The sequence below is a fragment of the Streptomyces sp. NPDC026589 genome, assembly GCF_040638385.1.
In the GTDB taxonomy this organism is placed as follows: Bacteria; Actinomycetota; Actinomycetes; order Streptomycetales; family Streptomycetaceae; genus Streptomyces.
Genome location: NZ_JBEZYG010000013.1, coordinates 43,657 through 61,028 on the forward strand (window position 1 = coordinate 43,657; position 17,372 = coordinate 61,028).

A 17,372-nucleotide genomic window follows, 5' to 3' on the forward strand; every position below is an offset into this window, starting at 1 on the left:
GTCAGCGCACCACCAGGGTCGGGGGAGAGGGCTCATCGAGTCGTACGTCGGCGGCCCCGTCGCCGAGGAGGAAACCGCGCAGGACGTAGGGCGGCCGGAGGTCCGTCGGCACCGGCAGTTCGACGGGCCTGCCGGCGGACAACGCGCAACCGTCGAGCCGGAGCAGGGTCGTCCCGTCGGTGTGGTCGAGCGGGCGGACCGGGGCGCGCCCGCCGCCCGCCCTCGCCACCAGGACGAACTCCGGGAGCCGGTCAGGTGCCTCACCCGCACAGGAGAGGGCGACCCGTAGCAGCGCGGGTCCGCGGCGCAGCCCTCGGCGGGGGCCGGGAACGATGCGGTAGCTGACGGAGATGTCCGCGGGGACGGCGGTCGCGCTGCCGGGCGGAGGGACCACCACCGCGTCCGTCGTGCGCGGGGCGGCGGAGAGTGCGACGGTGAAGGCGGAGGACGGCACGTCCACGTACAGCCCCTCCCGGACGTAGGTGCTGCGGGTCACGCGGTGCGAGGAGCTCGCGCCGTCCCGTTCCACGGTGGCCGCCACCTGGCCCGTCTCCGCCGGCCAGTCGAAGGTGATGCGGGCCCGGCCCCCGCCGACCCGCTCCACGCGCACCCCGGCCACGGCGGGCGGGCACTCGACGAGCAGGCCGGGACCCGCCACGGCGTGCGGTCCGAGCACGGCCAGGGCGGACACCCGGGTGACGGAGCCCGGGGGAGGCGCCAGGCCGCCGGCCACCGCCTCCCAGGACAGCGGAGCGGGCCAGGGGACCGCCGGGTCGTGGGTCAGCTCGGTCCCCGGTTCCGGCGGATCGGCCGGCCAGGAGACGAGACGCACGTCCGCGTCCTGTCCGCCGCTCCAGGTGAACCGGACGGACCCCCGGCCCGCCGTGGCGTCCAGCCGGTGCACGGGAGTGGGCCAGGGGCTGACGGTGATGTGGCGGTCCGTGCCCGTCGACTCGACCACGGTGGCGTCCGGCGACCGGTAGCGGCAGTGGACGCGGAGCACGTAGGTGCCGACGTCCAGGCCGGTCGCGGTCAGCGCGCCCGGACGTACCTCGATGCCGTCCACCGGCCCGTCGGGGCCGTCGAGCACGACCCGTACGTCCAGCGCCCCCGACGGCTCGGTCCACGCGGCGCCGATACGGCCCGGCCCCGTGGTGGACCGCAACGCGGACACATCCGGGGCGACGAGCAGGACGTCGGACACCACGGGAGGGCCGTCGACCAGGCCCTCCCGCAGTGGGAACACGGCGTAGCGGACCTCCTGGCCGAGCGGCGGGTCCCGGTCCACCCAGCCGGCCGCCGAGGAGCCGCCGGGGATCTCGGCGATCCCGGCCGGCCCGCCCGGGGCCCGGGTCAGCCGGACGATCTGCCGCTCGGGCGTCGCGTCGGCGTGCGATGGCGATGGCGATGGCGATGGCGAAGGACGGAGCGACAACGCCACGGCATCCAACAGGTGACGGGCGGTCAGTACGGCGCCGGTCCCCGCGCTCCCCTCGACCGCCGGTCGGTGCAGCCGTACGAGGGCGAGCCGGGCGCGGGGGCAGTCGGAGGCCAGCCGGGCGGCCTTGAGGAAGCCGTCCTCGGCCGCACGGGCATCGCCGGACCGTTCGGCCTCCTGCGCGGCTTCGAGGACGACGTCGGCTTCCGCCGCGCGTGCCGCGATGTCCGCGAACCGCCGCCTTAGCAGTGCGTCGCCCCCACCCCCCGCCGGGAGCAGGGACGCCAGCCTGGCGGCACGCCGCACCCTCCCCGTGTCCCACGAGTCCTCCAACTCCTCGGCCGCACGACGCTGTTCGCCGGTGAGGCGGTGGCAGACGGCCGCCGCGCGCACGAGGGCGGCCGCCTCCGTCGGGCAGACCCCCAGGGAGACGGCGGTCCCGGGCTCGGAGTGCCGCGGGTGGGCCTGGAGCAGTTCGACGAGCTGGTACAGGAGGATGCGGCGCAGGGCAGCGGGGTCCTGGAGCTGCACCGTCTCCAGCCGGGCGAGGAGCGGACGGTACGCCTCGCCGCGCAAGGCGCCCACCCGACGGAGCCGATCGGGGCCGATGTGCTGCCAGCGGCGCCCGGCGCCCTCCTCGAAGAGCCCGTCGAGCACCCGCAGCACCCGCCCGCGCTCCACCAGCGCATCGCCGATGTGCCGTAGCCCCAGGGCCTGTTGCTGGGCGAGGACGTGCCGGTACCCCGTGACGAGCGGGGAGAGCGGCAGCCCCCGCAGGGCACGACGCGGCCCCAGATCGTGCCCGAACTCCAACCCCACCCTGCGCCCCCGTGCTCACTACGCGTGTTCTCACCGCCCATCCCAGCAGATCCGGGGCGCTCACGGCGGCGTTTCCCCATCATGTGGGCCCGAGCGGCACGGATCGGCCGCCCGGTGCTCCGGAGACCGCCCGAGGGGGTGGGCCCGGAGCCCCAGGGGCGCCGCGCATGTCCCGACGAGGTAACAGTCCCTCATCGGCACCCGCCCGCCACGCCGGACGATCCTATGATCGACGCGGCGTCGAGGAGGAACGGGGAAACGCTGTGACCTGTCACGTGCCGTTAGGAGGGGGCCGGTACGCGCTGCCCCTGGCCCTGGCCCTGGTGACCGTGCTGCTCGCCGGCTGCTCCGGCGCGGCGGACGACCCGGGGGAAGCAGGGAAACGCGACGCCTCGATGAGCGCTAGCGCGAGTCCGGACCCCGGCGGCACCGGTGCCGGGCCGTCGCCCGAGGCCTCGCTCGTACCCGACCCCGCCCGGCTCCCGAAGACCCCGGCCCAGGCGCGCGACCTCATCGGCCGCGTCATCGCCGGCCCCGACAGCTTCGGCCCCGGGGTGGTGAAGCGGAGCCCGTACGAGAGCGACCCCGCGACCTGGCCCGTGCTCGGCGAGGACTGTGTCTGGCAGCAGCGGAAGCCCGCGTACAGCGTCCTGGCCACCCTCACCCGGTCGTTCGAGCTGCCGGCCGAGGCGGGAAAGGGGCCGGTGCGCCTCGGTGCCGTCGTCACCGTGCACCGTACCCGCGAGGACGCGGCCTGGGAGATGGCGGAGTCGATCGAGGAGAGCATGCGCTGCCCCACCCAGCAACTGCGCAAGGGCGAGACGATCGGATCCATGGTCGCCGCGGGCCTCCTCGGCGGCGAGAGCACCCAGAACACCTCCGAGGACTTCCTCAACGAGATGGGGGAGTACCGGAGCTCCGAACTCGGCGGGCCGCACCACTACTCCTGGCAGCAGGCGCAGACCCTCCAGTTCACCGTCGCCGTGACCGGCAAGGGGGCGAAGGGGCGCACCGAGGACGAGATCGACACCTTGGTCAACGAGGCGCACGGCGCCATGCTGGCCCGGCTCGAAAACGCCGTCGAAAAGCAGAGCTGAGGCCCGGCGATGGACGACCTGCGACCCACTGATCCCGCCCGCGTCGGCGGACACCGGCTCCTGGGCCGCCTCGGAGCGGGCGGCATGGGCGTCGTCTACCTCGGGCGCACCGACGCCGGCGCGCTCGCCGCGATCAAGGTGATCCTGCCCGAACTCGCGGAGGACGAGGACTTCCGGACCCGCTTCCGCCGCGAGACCGAGGCCGCCCGTCGGGTCGACAGCCCCTGGGCCGTGCCCGTCACCGGCGCCGACACCGAGGGCGAACGCCCCTGGCTCGCAACGGAGTTCGTAGCCGGGCCCACGCTCTCCGATGTCGTCGCCCGGCGCGGGCCGCTGTCCGTTCGCAGCGTCACCGTCCTCGGCCGACTGCTCGCCCGCGCCCTCACCGCCGTGCACGGAGCCGGGCTCGTCCACCGCGACGTCAAACCCGGCAACGTCCTGCTGACGGCCGACGGCCCCCGGCTGATCGACTTCGGGATCGCCCGCGCCGTCGACGCCACCGCACTGACCGCCACCGGACTCGTCGTCGGCACCCCCGGATTCCTCCCGCCCGAGCAGGCGTCCGGGAACACCGCGGGACCGGCCGGGGACCTCTTCTCGCTCGGCTGCCTGCTGGCGTACGCGGCCACCGGCCGGCCGCCGTTCGGCAGCGGAGCGGTCGACGCCCTTCTCTACCGGACCGTCCACGACGCGCCCGACCTCGACGGGATCGACGACGCCCACCTGCGCGCCGTCCTGGACCGGTGCCTCGCCAAGGACCCCGGTGAGCGTCCGTCCGCCGCCGGCCTCGACTCCCTGATCGCCGAGGACATACCGGCCGACCCCACCGCCGGCTGGCTGCCCGAGGACATCGTCCGGATCATCGCGGAGCGGTCCGCCGCCGTGCTGGCCCTGCCCGGCATCGACGCCACCGTCACCGAGAAACCCGGCCCGCCGGAACCCGCCCCCGCCCGACGGCGGTTCCTGCTCCTCGCGGCGGGCGGGGCGGTGGCCCTCGGCGCGGGCGCCTTCGCCGCCGTACGCCTCACCGGCGACGAACCCGACGGCGGCGGGGACGGAGCTTCCGGCGCACGCCGCTGGATCATCGGCGTGCACGCCGATCTCACTGGCCCCCTGAGCGCCGCCGGACGCGCCCAGGAACGCGGCGCCCGGCTCGCCGTCGACCGCTTCAACTCCCTCGACGACCAGCCGTTCCGGCTCGCCGTGAAGGTCCTCGACGACCAGGGGGACCCGGCCCGGTCCGCCCGCGTCGCCGAGGAGTTCGCCCGCGACCCGGAGGTCGTCGCCGTCATCGGCCCCACGGGCGACGAGGCGGCCGGGGCGGCACTGGCCGCGTACGACGAGGCGGTGCTGCCGGTCCTGACGGTGTCGGCCCTCCAGATCGCCTTCCCCGCCCGGGCCAACGGCTCCTTCTTCCAGGCCGCCCCCTCCTACGCCTCGCTCAGCGTCCCCATCGTCAACCGCCTCCTGCTGCGCCCCGACGTCGAGCGGCTGGGCATCCTGATCGACCGGGCCGGCGGGCAGACGGCCTACCAGGCGGGCTACGCGACGAACCTGATGGCGCCCAACCTCACCACCGGCACCACGCACCCCCGGGTGGTGCCCGCCGGGACAACCGTCTTCGACCCGGTCGTCACCGACCTCCTCTCCCACCGGAGCGACGCCCTCTTCTACGCCGGTGACGCGGCCGGCGCCTCCCGGGTCGCCCGCATCCTGGCCGACCTCTCCTTCCCCGGACCGCGCATGGCCCAGCACACCGTCATGGGGCCGGAGTTCCTGGAACAGGCGGGCGCCGCGGCCGACGGCTGGGAGTTCATCGCACCGTTCACCGACGCGAGCGCCCCGGCCGCCGCGACGTTCGCCGCCGCCCACCGCAAGCGCTTCGGCGCGGCCCCCGCCGCCTGGTCGGCCGAGGCGTACGACGTCACGGGGCTCGTCGCCCGCGAACTGGCCGCTCTGACCGAGGCCGCGGCCAAGAAGGCGACGGCGAGCGCCACGCCCTCCGGCGACGGCCGCCCCACCCGCTCCCAGCTCACCGCCGCGATCGCCGCCGCCCGGTACGAGGGGATCTCCCGCCCGTACGCGTTCGACGAGGAGCGTCAGCAACTCGTCGGCCAGGAAGCCCACCTGTACCGGGTGGAGAAGGGCCGCCACCGCTATCTCGGCCCGGCCCCGAAGCCGAAGAGCTGACGTGCGGCCCCTCATCACCGAAGACCCCCGCACCGTCGGCCCGTACCGCACGCTCGTCCGGCTCGGCGCCGGCGGCATGGGGGTGGTCTACCTGGCACGCTCGGCGGGCGGGGCGCTCGCCGCTGTCAAGGTGATCCGGGCCGAGCACGCCGCCGACCCCGGCTTCCGGGCCCGCTTCCGGCGCGAGGCCGAGGCCGCCGCCCGGATCACCGGCCCGTGGGTGGTCCCGGTGCTCGGCGCGGACACCGAGGCCCGCGAGCCGTGGCTGGCGACCGCGTTCGTCCCCGGGCCCTCGCTGGCCGAGGTGGTGGGCGTCGGCGGCGCGCTGCCCACGTCCACCGTCCGGGCGCTCGGGAGCCGGCTCGCCGCGGCCCTCGTCGCGGTCCACGAGGCCGGGCTGATCCACCGCGACGTCAAGCCCGGCAACGTGCTCCTCGCCCTCGACGGCCCCCGCCTCATCGACTTCGGGATCGCCCGCCACGAGGGCGCCACCGCACTCACCGCCACCGGCGCGGTGATCGGCACGCCCGGCTACCTCGCCCCCGAACAGGCGTCGGCCGGGCCGGTGGGACCGGCGTGCGACGTGTTCTCCCTCGGCTGCGTCCTGGTGTACGCGGCGACGGGCCGGCGGCCGTTCGGCGAGGGCGGCGCGGCCGGCGCGGCCGGTGTGCTGTTCCGTACGGTCCACGAGGAGCCGGACCTGGTGGGTGTGCCGCCCGAGTTGCTGCCCCTGATCGCCGCCTGCCTGAGCAAGGACCCGGCCGCCCGGCCGTCGGCGAGCCGCGTCGGCGACGACCTGGAGGCGGCCGGGGGAGCCGACCGCGGCCGGTCGGGGAGGAGCCCAGGGCCCGTCCCGCTCCGGCCGCCGGACCCCCGTGCGGCCTGGTCCCCCCGGGCGGCTCCGGGCGGCGGGACTCCGGGAACGGCCCGGGGCGGGGCATCCGAGGGCGGTGCGCGCGACGGAGCCTCCGGGGCGGCACCGGACGCGGCTGCCGGGGCGGTGCCGGGCGGGGTTTCGGAGGCAGCTGCCCGGGCCGTACCGGCCGGGGTTTCGGAGGTGACTGCCGGGGCCGTGCCGGACGGTGCTGATGGTGCTCTGGAGGCGGCTGCGGAGGCCGCACCGGGCGGGACTCCGGACGCGGCTGCCGAGGCCGCACCGGGCGGGGCTCCGGCCGTGGAGCCTGGCACCGCCCCGTCCCCGGAGTCCTGGTTCTCGTTGCCCGGGCTCTCCGCGCTGATCGCCGAACGTTCCGCGGCCGCCCTCGCGCTGCCGGACCCCGAGCCGCTGCCCGCCACCCTCGTCCCGGACGAGGACGAAGCAGCACCGCCGGCGGCGGGCCTCACACGCCGGAGGCTCCTGATCGCCGGTGCCGCCGGGGCCGTCGTGGTCACCGGCGGCTCCACCGCGGTGTGGCTCGCCGGGCGGCGGTCCGCCGGGGCCGGGTCGGGCTCGGGCACACCGCCCACGTACACGATCGGGCTCCACGCCGACCTCAGCGGGCCCGGCCGCGCCGCCGGGCTGGCCCACCAGCGCGGCGCACGGCTCGCGGTCGCCGATCACAACGCCCGCGCCGACACGGCGTTCCGCCTCGCCCTGCGCACCGAGGACGACGCCGGGGACCCGCGCCGGGCCCTGCGGGCGGCCGACCGGCTGGGCGCCGACCCCGACGTCATCGCCACGGTCGGGCCCACCGGCGCCGTACTGGACGAGGACGTCGTCCAGCGGTACGGCGAGGCGCGGCTCGCCCTGGTCGTCGTCGCGGCGGGCTCCACCACGGCATCCGAAACGGCCGCCCACCTCTGCGTGACCCGCCCGTACGACCGCATGCTCGCCCCGGGCCTCGTCGGCTACGTCGTCCACACCCGCTCCGCCAAGCGCGTCCTCCTCGTCCAGGACAGCGACAGCGACAGCGACGGCACCGGCCTCGGCGGACAGCTGGGCAGCGCGATCCGCGACACCCCGCCGACCGACGCCACGCTCATCGAACACGCGCTCCCACGGGGCGACGCCGGCTTCGGCGCGGCCGCCCGCAAGGCCATGAGCAGCGGGGCGGACGCCGTGGTGTTCGCGAGCGGCGCCGCGACCCGGGCCGCCCGCCTGGCCACCGCGCTGGCGGGCGAGGGCTACACCGGCAGCAGGGTCGCCGCCGGACCCGCCCTCGGGCCCGCCTTCCTGGCGGGCGCGGGCGCCGCCGCCGAGGGCTGGGTCTTCGCCGAGGCGTACGCCGACCCCACGGCCCTCCCGTCGGCCAGGAAGTTCACCGCCGCCCACCGCGAACGCTTCGGCGCACCCCCGGGCACCTGGGCCGCCGAGGCGTATGACGCGGTCGGCCTGATCGCCCGCGCCGCCGGGACCACCAGCGCCTCGGGGGAGGTGCGCAGCGGCACCGCCCGGCGGCTCTTCCGTACCGAGCACCGGGGGATCGTGCGCCCGCTCGCCTTCCACCCGTCCACCCGCCAGGTGCTGCGGTACGAGAACGGGATCTTCCTCTACCGGATCGAGAAGGGCCGCCCCCGCTTCCTGGGCCCGTTCGGCGATGTGTAAGGGCTGTCGACGGCAGCGGTCGGTGAAGCCGGGGCCAGGCGTGAAGATCTCCTGCGGCCGTGCTTAAGAAATCCTCGATGGACCCGGGCCCCGTCGTACGGCAGATTTCTCCGTGACGGCCGAGGATGGCGCGTGGAGCCGTACGACGTGCAGCGGTATGTCGTGCAGCCGTACGTCGTGGAGTCGTATGCCGTGCAGCCGTACGTCGTGCTCCGTCCTGTCCCGCCGAGCCCCCCGACACGACGTGGGGGCGCCCACCCGAAAACGACCCCGGGCCGCAGGGTTCGTCCGACATGCCCCGAGGCCCGGGGTATCCACTCGCGTACCGACGTCAGGGAGCCCCAGCCGTGAAGGCACTCGTCAAGCAGAAGGCCGAACCCGGACTGTGGCTGATGGACGTGCCGGAGCCGGAGTACGGCGCCACCGACGTCCTGATCAAGGTCCTGCGCACCGGCATCTGCGGCACCGACCTGCATATCCGCGCCTATGACGGCTGGGCCCAGCAGGCGGTCACCACCCCGCTGATCCTCGGCCACGAGTTCGCCGGAGAGGTCGCCGCGACCGGCTCCGACGTCGCGGACATCGCCGTCGGCGACCTGGTCAGCGGCGAGGGCCACCTCGTCTGCGGCAAGTGCCGCAACTGCCTCGCCGGCCGCCGCCACCTCTGCCGCTCCACCGTCGGCCTCGGCGTCGGCCGGGACGGGGCGTTCGCCGAGTACGTCGTCCTGCCCGCCTCCAACGTGTGGGTGCACCGGACCCCCGTCGACCTCGACATCGCGGCGATCTTCGACCCGTTCGGCAACGCCGTCCACACCGCGCTGTCCTTCCCGCTCGTCGGCGAGGACGTCCTGATCACCGGCGCCGGACCGATCGGCATCATGGCCGCCGCCGTCGCCAGGCACGCCGGGGCCCGCAACGTCGTCATCACCGACGTCAGCGAGGCCCGCCTCGCGCTGGCCCGCAAGGTCGGCGTCAGCCTCGCCCTCAACGTCGCGGACCGGACCATCGCCGACGGCCAGCGTGAGCTGGGCCTGCGCGAGGGCTTCGACATCGGCCTGGAGATGTCCGGCCGCCCCGAGGCGATGCGCGACATGGTCGCGAACATGACGCACGGCGGCCGTATCGCCATGCTCGGCCTGCCCGCCGAGGAGTTCCCCGTCGACTGGTCCCGCATCGTCACCTCGATGATCACCATCAAGGGGATCTACGGCCGCGAGATGTACGAGACCTGGTACGCCATGTCCGTCCTGCTGGAGGGCGGCCTCGACCTCGCCCCCGTGATCACCGGCCGGTACGGCTTCCGCGACTACGAAGCGGCCTTCGACGACGCCGCGAGCGGCCTCGGCGGCAAGGTCATCCTGGACTGGACCGCCTGACCGCCTGACCGCCTGACCGCCTGACCGCCGGACTGCGGGACGCGCCTGATCTCCCGACCGCCCTTCGCTCTTGATCCCTTTGATCCCTTTGATCCCTTAAGGAATCCGCATGTTCGACTCCGTACGCGACGACCTGCGCACCACCCTCGACGAGATCCGCGCCGCCGGGCTGCACAAGCCCGAGCGCGTGATCGGCACCCCGCAGTCCGCGACCGTGGCTGTCACCTCCGGCGGGCGCGCGGGCGAGGTCCTCAACTTCTGCGCCAACAACTACCTGGGCCTCGCCGACCACCCCGAGGTCATCGCCGCCGCGCACGAGGCGCTGGACCGCTGGGGCTACGGGATGGCCTCGGTCCGCTTCATCTGCGGTACCCAGGAGGTCCACAAGGAGCTGGAGCAGCGGCTCTCGGCCTTCCTCGGCCAGGAGGACACGATCCTCTACTCCTCCTGCTTCGACGCCAACGGCGGCGTCTTCGAGACGCTGCTGGGCCCCGAGGACGCCGTCATCTCCGACGCCCTCAACCACGCCTCCATCATCGACGGCATCCGGCTCTCCAAGGCCCAGCGCCACCGCTACGCCAACCGCGACATGGCCGAACTGGAGACGCGCCTCAAGGAGGCGTCCGGGGCCCGCCGCCGCCTCATCGTCACCGACGGCGTCTTCTCCATGGACGGCTACGTCGCCCCCCTCCAGGAGATCTGCGACCTGGCCGACCGCTACGACGCCATGGTCATGGTCGACGACTCGCACGCCGTCGGCTTCGTCGGCCCCGGCGGACGCGGCACGCCCGAACTGCACGACGTCATGGACCGGGTCGACATCATCACCGGCACCCTCGGCAAGGCGCTGGGCGGAGCCTCCGGCGGTTACGTCGCGGCCCGCGCGGAGATCGTCGCCCTGCTGCGCCAGCGCTCGCGCCCCTACCTCTTCTCCAACTCCCTCGCCCCGGTCATCGCCGCCGCCTCCCTCAAGGTCATCGACCTGCTGGAGTCCGCCGGCGACCTGCGCGAGCAGCTCAACGCCAACACCGCGCTCTTCCGCACACGGATGACCGAGGAGGGCTTCGACATCCTGCCCGGCGACCACGCCATCGCCCCCGTCATGATCGGGGACGCGGGCAAGGCCGGCCGGATGGCGGAACTGCTCCTGGAGCGCGGGGTGTACGTGATCGGCTTCTCCTACCCCGTCGTCCCGCAGGACGCGGCGCGGATCCGGGTCCAGCTCTCCGCCGCCCACTCCACGGCCGACGTCAACCGCGCCGTGGACGCGTTCGTCGACGCGCGGGCCGCCCTGGACGCGGAGGCGTAACCGCTCACCGGGTCGGGCACTCGTCGCGGCCTGGGACAATGGGCACATGATCGATGCGCGGCGGCTGCGAATCCTCCGTGCGGTGGCCGACCACCGCACGGTGACCGCCGCCGCCGCCGCGTTGTACCTGACGCCCTCCGCCGTCTCCCAGCAGCTCGCCGCCCTGGAGCAGGAGACCGGCCACCGCCTCGTCGAACGCGGTGCGCGCGGCGCCCGGCTCACCGCCGCCGGGGAGATCCTGCTGAGCCACACCAACGTGGTCCTGGCCCAGTTGGAGCGAGCCGAGGCGGAGCTCGCCGACTACAGCGCGGGCGTCGCCGGTACGGTCACGGTCGCCGCGTTCGCCACCGGCATCGGCCTCGTCCTCGCCCCCGCCCTCACCGAGCTGGCCCGCACCGCGCCCGGCATCCGGGTCAAGGTCCAGGACGCGGAGGGCGACGCGAGCGTGCCGATGGTGCTGGACCGGCAGGTCGACGTGGCGGTGGCCGTCGAATACCGGGGCGCGCCCGCCGAGGACGACCGCCGCCTGACCCGCGTTCCCCTGTACTCGGAGCCGTTCGACGCGGTGCTCCCGGTGGACCACCGCCTCGCGGACCAGGACCAGGTGGCGGTCGCCGACCTCGCGAAGGACGCGTGGATCGGGCCCTACCCGGGCAACCCCTGCCATGACGTGGTGGTCCTGGCCTGCGAGTTCGCCGGGTTCGCCCCCCGCCTCGAACACTCGTCGGACGACTTCCGCGCCGTGGTCGCCCTGGCCGGGGCCGACGCCGGGGTGGCCCTGGTGCCCCGGTCCGCGCTGCGCGGGATGGAGCTGACCGGGGTGGTCGTCCGCCCCGTCGAGGGGAGCGCCCCCACCCGCCGAGTCTTCGCGGCCGTACGGCAGGGGGCCGAGGGCCATCCGCTGATCCGGCCGGTGCTGGACGCGATGGAGGCGGTGGCCGTACGGGAAGCGGGCCTGGCGCGGGTCTGAATCCAGGCCCGCCCCGCCCCGTCGCTCAGCTCGTCTCTCGGCCGCCCCGTAGCTCAGCTCGCCCCCGCCCCGCCGCCGCCTCTCACCCCGCCCGGCGCCCGAGGACGAAGCGTCCCCCGGCCGACGCGCCCGGGACCAGCGTCCCCGCCGCGGCGGCGAGCGCCACCGCCCCCGCGATCACCGCGTAGTGCACCGGCGGAAGATACGGTGCCGTGCCCGCCAGCGAGACGGCGAACGCGGTCAGCGGAACCGCGGCCACCGCCGTGCCGATCACCAGCCCGGCGAACGTGACCAGGCCGGTCTCCAGCACCAGCATCCGCCGCAGCTGCCGACGCCCCGTGCCGACCATCCGCAGCAGCCGGAACTCGCCCCGGCGGCCGATCGTGATCAGCGCCAGCGTGCTCACCACCGCCAGCAGCGCGAAGCCGCCGATCACCCCGACGCCGATGACGATCACGGCGTTGTCCCCGTCCGAGACCGGCGGAGCGATCGCGATGTCGTCGCCCGTGGCCGCCCGCACCGCGACCCCGCCGCCGTACGGAGCCAGGGCCTGGCGCACCGCGGCCGCCGGGTCCGCACCGGACCCGGCCTCGGACCCGGCCTCGGACCCGGCCTCGGACCCGGACCCGGACCCGGTCCGGATCAGCACGACCTGGTCCCGCGCGGCCGAGACATGGCCCGCCAGCGCCTCGCGCGGGAAGAGGAACTCGCCCAGGCCCAGCTCGTGTTCGTACACCGCGACGACCCGCGGTTCCACCCGCGTACCGTCGCCGAGCCGCAGCGCGACCCGGTCCCCGGGGCCGAGGTCCAGGCTCTTCGCCCGGTCCGCCCCGACCGCGACGGCGTCCCGCCCCGTGAGCCGGTCCAGGTCGCCCGCCGTGACGCCGGGGTCGAGCGTGCCGGACAGGCCGCGCGCCTCCACGCCCAGCACGGGCAGCCGGGTCAGCACCGGCTCCCCGGCCTGCCGGTCGGCCAGGACGACCGCCGAACGCAGCACCCCGGTCGCCGCCGTGACCCCCGGAGCCTCCCGCACCGCCCGGGCCGCCCCGGCGGGCAACCCCGCCCCGCCGCCCGTCGCCACCAGGTCCGCCCGCAGCGCGGCGGACGCCTGGTGGCCGGCGGCCCGCTCCATCGTCGGCCCCGAGGCGAGCTGCACGCAGACGAACGCGACCACCAGCACGATCGGGGTGAACGCGGTGGCGAGCCGCCGGGTGTGCGCCGAGGCGGCCCGCTCGGCCAGGAACCCCGAGACCCCGCCCGCCTTCCGCAGCGGACGGCCCAGCACGCCGAGAACGATCCGGGAGATCCGGGGCCCCAGCAGGGCGACCGCGATCACCAGGGACATCGCCGCTCCCGAGGCGGCCGCGCCCGCCGCCTGACCGCTCTGCGTCGTCGCGACCGCCGCCGAGCTGATCCCTGCGAAGGCCAGCACCACCCCCGCCACCGTACGGAACCGTCCCGGCTCGCTCGGCTCGTCCGCCGTCGCCGCACCCAGCGCGGCGGCCGGCCGCAGCCGGGTGATGGACCGGGCCGCGAGCATCGCGACGGGCCGCGCGAGCAGTGCGACCAGCAGCCCGCCGGTCAGCGCCGCGGCGGGCGGCAGCCACCACGGAACCGGCAGCGGCAGCGGATCGGTCGTCAGCAGCGAACGCATCGCGAGACCCAGCGGCACGGCTCCGAGGCCGCCCAGCAGCGCCGCCGCCGCGGACACCCGGCCCGCCTCCCGGCCGATCGCGGACCGCAGCTGACGGGGCGAGGCCCCCACCGCCCGCAGCAGCGCCAGCTCCCCGGACCGCTGACGGATCGCCTGGGACAGCGTCGAGGCGATCACGAGGAGCGCCACCATCAGCACGGTGCCGCCGATCGAACCGAGCAGGGCCAGCTGGTCACCGCGTCCGCCGAGCGCGTCCACGTGCTCGGCCTCCCCACGCTCCGCACCCGTCAGCACCCGCACCCCCCGGTCGGACCCGGCGACGCCCGAACGCTCCGGCAGGACCGCGCCGACCGCGTCCCGCAGCGCATCCGGCGAGACGCCCTCCTCCGCGACCACGCCGATCGCGTCGATCCGGCCCGGGTGCCCGGCCAGGGCGGTCAGCCGGGGCTCGGTGAAGAACACGGCCGGGGGAGCGTCGCCCCCGTCCCCGGCGCGGGCGATCCCGCTGACGGTGTACGTCCGCGCGGCTCCGTCGGCCCGCAGCACGACCCGCTCGCCCGGGGCGTGGCCGCCCGCCGCGAGCGCGCCGTCCAGGACGACCTCGCTCGCGTCCCTGGGGGCCCGGCCCTCGGCCAGCTCGTACCGGGTGAGCACGGCGGACGGCCAGGAACGGCCCACCGCGGGCCGCCCGTCGCCCGTGGACACCGGCACGGAATCGTCCGCGACGGCCTTCGCCACCCCGTCGGCCCCCGCCACCGCGGCCAGCACCGACCGGTCCAGACGGGCCCGCTCCGGCAGATACGCCGTCGTGGTCCGAGGTTCACTGCCCCAGGGCTTCGCGGTGTACGACACCTTCTGGTCCGCCGCCACCACCGCGTCCGCGCCCGCGTACCGCTGCACCGGCGGCACGGCCACCAGCAGCGAGCCGACGACGAACGCGAACGCGCCGACCAGCGCGGCGGCGGCCCCCGTCGCCACGATCACCGCCGCCCAGGCCCGCCGGTGCGTGGCCAGCGACCGCCGGGCCAGGAACGCCGACGCCCGCCGCGACCCCTGCCGCACCCCCAGCGACTCCCGCGCCGCCGTGCTAGCACGTCCGGCCCGTGCTCCCGACGACTCCCGGGCCACCGCTCCCGTACGCCCGTCCGGTACGTCCGACTGCTCCTGGGCCACCGGGCCCGTACGCCTTCTCATCGCAGACGGCCGCCGTCCATCGTCAGCACGGTGTCCGCCCAGCTCGCCGCCACCGGGTCATGGGTGACCATCACGACCGTGCGGCCCTCGATCCATACGGCGTCCCGCAGCAGCGCCAGCACCAGCGCCGCGGACTCCGGGTCGAGGGACGCGGTCGGCTCGTCCGCGAAGATCACCTCGGGCTCCGTCACCAGCGCCCGCGCCACCGCGACCCGCTGCTGCTGGCCGCCCGACAGCGTCGACGGCCCGTCGCCGCCACGCCCCGCGAGACCCACCCGGGCCAGCAACTCCCGCCCCCGCGCCAGCACATCGGGGCTGCCCGGGTCCGCGCCCCCCAGCACCAGCGGCAGCACCACGTTCTCCTCGATGGACAGCGACGGCACCAGGTTGAGCGCGTGCGACTGGAAGACGAACCCGATCCTGTCCCGGCGCAGCCGGGTCAGCGCGGCCTCCGAGAGCGATCCGAGATCCGTGCCGGCGATCCTGACCGTGCCCGAGGTCGGCCGGTCCAGGCCCGCCGCGACCTGGAGGAAGGTGCTCTTGCCCGAACCCGAGGGGCCGACCACCGCGGTGAAACTGCCGGCCGGGACCGCGCAGCTGACCCCGTCGAGCGCCGTCGTCCTCCGACTGCTCCCGCGCCGCCCGTAGCTCCGGCTCACCCCCTCCAGACCGAGCGCGGCCGCCTGCTCCACCATCGTCGTACCCACTGTTCGCCTCCACCGTCCCCGTACTGTTTGACCTGCTAGAACGCTATGAGCCGGGACGCGTCCGGGCGAGGGTGCGCACTACCGGACCGGGGGTGCAGCCAGCTCCACCCCCCGCCGGGGGACCGCCCCCCTCCGGCGGCGGGTCCGCCCCCGTACCGTGGGCTGCCATGAGCAGCTCACCACCCGGTCCCCTCACGGTCGCCGTCCGGCGTTCCTGGGACGCCTCGCGCTACCTCCTCATCGGCATCGGGGTCGCGATGCTGACCTACGTCGGCGCGTTCCTGGTGGTGGCCGCCCTCCTGTTCGCCGTCGCGATCATCGGGCTGCCCGCGCTGCCGGAGGCCGCCACGCTGCTGCGCCGGGCCGCCTCGGCGGAGAGCCGCAGGGCTGCGGCCCGGCTCGGGCCGGGACACCGCCCCGCCTCCTATCCGCCGCTGGGCGGCGGCGAGCTGCCCGAACGGGTCCGGCGGACGCTCACCGACCGGACCACCTGGCGGCTCGCGCTCTGGCTGCCCGTCCAGACGCTCTTCGGCATGGGGCTCGGCTACCTCACGATGATCCTCTGGCCCGTCGCCCTGCTGGTGGACGGCATCGCACTGTCCGTCGTGGGCCTGGTGGACCGGCGGCGGGCCGACGAGTACGGCATCGAGCCGCCCGACCGGCCCGGCTGGGCCCTGCGCTGGCACCCGGTGCTGGCCGACCTCTCGGCGGGCTGGACCATGGCCCTGCTCGCCCCGCCGCCCGCCGCCGAACTCACCGAGCGGATCGCCCACCTCACCGAGAGCCGGGCCGGCGCGGTCGCCGCGCACGGGGCCGAACTGCGGCGCATCGAGCGGGACCTGCACGACGGCGCCCAGGCCAGGATCGTCGCCCTGTCGATGCGGATCGGGCTCGCCAAACAGCTGCTCGACCGCGATCCGGCCGCCGCGCGGGCCCGCCTGGACGAGGCCCAGGACGGCGCCGAGGCCGCGCTCGCCGAGCTGCGGCACGTGGTGCGCGGCATCCACCCGCCGGTCCTCACCGACCGTGGACTGGCCGGTGCCGTACGGGCGTTGGCCGCCGATGTCGCCGTACCCGTCACGGCGGACCTGGAGGCGGTGGAGGACGGGCGGCGGCTGCCCGCCGCGATCGAGGCCGCCGCCTATTTCGTGGTCGCCGAGGCGCTCACCAACATCAGCAAGCACAGCGGCGCCACCGCCGCCCGGGTCCGCGTCGACCGGCCCCCCGGCCTCCTGCGGGTGACCATCGGCGACGATGGTCGCGGCGGCGCGGACGAACGCGCCGGCAGCGGGCTGGTGGGCATCAGGCGGCGGGTCGCCGCGCTGGACGGCGCCACCCGCGTCAGCAGCCCCACCGGGGGGCCGACGGACATCGAAGTGGAGCTGCCGTGCGGATCGTGATCGCCGAGGACAACGCCCTCCTGCGCGAGGGCCTCGTCCTCCTGCTCACCAGCTCCGGACACGAGGTGGTGGCCGACGCGGCGGCCGGCCCGGAGATCCTGCCCGCCCTGCTCGAACACCGCCCGGACGTCGCCGTGCTGGACGTACGGCTGCCGCCGACCTTCCGCGACGAGGGGCTGCGGGCCGCGATCGCCGCCCGTGCCGAACTGCCCGGCCTGCCGATCCTGGTCCTGTCGCAGTACGTCGAGGAGACGTACGCCGCCGAGCTGCTCGCCCAAGGCGCCCGGGGCATCGGCTACCTGCTCAAGGACCGGGTGGGCCGGGTCGAGCAGTTCCTGGAGGCCCTGGACCGGGTGGCGGCGGGCGGCACCGCGCTCGACCCGGAGGTCGTCACCCAGCTCCTCACCCGCAAGTCCTCGGCGGGCCCGCTCCAGAGCCTCACCGCCCGCGAGCGCGAGGTCCTGGAGCACATGGCGCAGGGCAAGGCGAACGCCACCATCGCCGCCGAACTCACCGTCTCCGAAAGGGCGGTGAGCAAGCACATCGGCTCGATCTTCGCCAAGCTCGGCCTGGAGCCGGACGACGGCACCGTCCACCGCCGCGTCCTCGCGGTGCTGGCGTACCTGGAGGGCCGGGACGGGTTCACCCTGTGAGGAGCCGGTGGCGGGGCCGT

At 75.6% G+C, this 17,372-nt stretch carries 11 protein-coding genes; 8 read left to right on the forward strand and 3 right to left on the reverse strand.

Annotated elements, in window-relative coordinates; genetic code table 11:
* Window position 1: 1 nt before the first annotated feature.
* Window positions 2-2,257, reverse strand: coding sequence for a hypothetical protein (locus tag AB0F29_RS22515; protein ID WP_361874609.1), 2,256 nt, complete (start codon window positions 2,255-2,257; stop codon window positions 2-4).
* A 263-nt stretch (window positions 2,258-2,520) separates the two neighbouring features.
* Between AB0F29_RS22515 and AB0F29_RS22520 the strand changes: the two genes are divergently transcribed.
* The 6 genes from AB0F29_RS22520 (at window position 2,521) to AB0F29_RS22545 (ending at window position 11,744) form a co-directional block, all read left to right on the forward strand.
* Entirely contained in the window at window positions 2,521-3,354 is an 834-nt protein-coding gene (locus AB0F29_RS22520) for a hypothetical protein (RefSeq protein WP_361874611.1), read from the forward strand.
* A gap of 9 nt (window positions 3,355-3,363) precedes the next feature.
* A complete protein-coding gene (locus AB0F29_RS22525) occupies window positions 3,364-5,544 on the forward strand; it encodes a bifunctional serine/threonine-protein kinase/ABC transporter substrate-binding protein (protein ID WP_361874613.1) in 2,181 nt (726 codons plus the stop codon).
* Window position 5,545: 1 nt separating this feature from the next.
* Entirely contained in the window at window positions 5,546-8,089 is a 2,544-nt protein-coding gene (locus tag AB0F29_RS22530) for an ABC transporter substrate-binding protein (RefSeq protein WP_361874615.1), read from the forward strand.
* A gap of 347 nt (window positions 8,090-8,436) precedes the next feature.
* On the forward strand, window positions 8,437-9,465 hold the full coding sequence (gene tdh, locus AB0F29_RS22535) for an L-threonine 3-dehydrogenase (protein WP_361874617.1): 1,029 nt from the start codon (window positions 8,437-8,439) through the stop codon (window positions 9,463-9,465).
* Window positions 9,466-9,574: 109 nt separating this feature from the next.
* Complete coding sequence (locus AB0F29_RS22540; protein WP_361874619.1) at window positions 9,575-10,774, forward strand: glycine C-acetyltransferase; 1,200 nt, start codon at window positions 9,575-9,577, stop codon at window positions 10,772-10,774.
* 46 nt (window positions 10,775-10,820) lie between these two features.
* On the forward strand, window positions 10,821-11,744 hold the full coding sequence (locus tag AB0F29_RS22545) for a LysR family transcriptional regulator (RefSeq protein WP_361874621.1): 924 nt from the start codon (window positions 10,821-10,823) through the stop codon (window positions 11,742-11,744).
* A gap of 82 nt (window positions 11,745-11,826) precedes the next feature.
* Here AB0F29_RS22545 and AB0F29_RS22550 read toward each other — a convergent pair whose 3' ends face one another.
* The gene (locus AB0F29_RS22550; protein WP_361874623.1) at window positions 11,827-14,460 is read right to left on the reverse strand and encodes an ABC transporter permease; all 2,634 of its coding nucleotides are present in this window, start codon (window positions 14,458-14,460) and stop codon (window positions 11,827-11,829) included.
* A gap of 128 nt (window positions 14,461-14,588) precedes the next feature.
* A complete protein-coding gene (locus AB0F29_RS22555) occupies window positions 14,589-15,287 on the reverse strand; it encodes an ABC transporter ATP-binding protein (RefSeq protein ID WP_361875062.1) in 699 nt (232 codons plus the stop codon).
* A 179-nt stretch (window positions 15,288-15,466) separates the two neighbouring features.
* On the opposite strand from AB0F29_RS22555, the gene AB0F29_RS22560 reads away from it, so the two are divergent.
* Together AB0F29_RS22560 and AB0F29_RS22565 are read left to right on the forward strand one after the other, a co-directional pair.
* Window positions 15,467-16,699, forward strand: coding sequence for a histidine kinase (locus AB0F29_RS22560; RefSeq protein WP_361874625.1), 1,233 nt, complete (start codon window positions 15,467-15,469; stop codon window positions 16,697-16,699).
* Complete coding sequence (locus AB0F29_RS22565; protein WP_361874627.1) at window positions 16,687-17,352, forward strand: response regulator transcription factor; 666 nt, start codon at window positions 16,687-16,689, stop codon at window positions 17,350-17,352. The genes AB0F29_RS22560 and AB0F29_RS22565 overlap by 13 nt, the downstream gene beginning before the upstream one ends.
* The last annotated feature ends 20 nt before the right edge of the window (window positions 17,353-17,372 follow it).

Bases quoted from the DNA above. Each gene is read 5' to 3' on its own strand.
- AB0F29_RS22555 (WP_361875062.1), bottom strand. From the start codon at position 15,287: ATGGTGGAGCAGGCGGCCGCGCTCGGTCTGGAGGGGGTGAGCCGGAGC.
- AB0F29_RS22560 (WP_361874625.1), top strand. From the start codon at position 15,467: ATGAGCAGCTCACCACCCGGTCCCCTCACGGTCGCCGTCCGGCGTTCC.
- AB0F29_RS22545 (WP_361874621.1), top strand. From the start codon at position 10,821: ATGATCGATGCGCGGCGGCTGCGAATCCTCCGTGCGGTGGCCGACCAC.
- AB0F29_RS22525 (WP_361874613.1), top strand. From the start codon at position 3,364: ATGGACGACCTGCGACCCACTGATCCCGCCCGCGTCGGCGGACACCGG.
- AB0F29_RS22540 (WP_361874619.1), top strand. From the start codon at position 9,575: ATGTTCGACTCCGTACGCGACGACCTGCGCACCACCCTCGACGAGATC.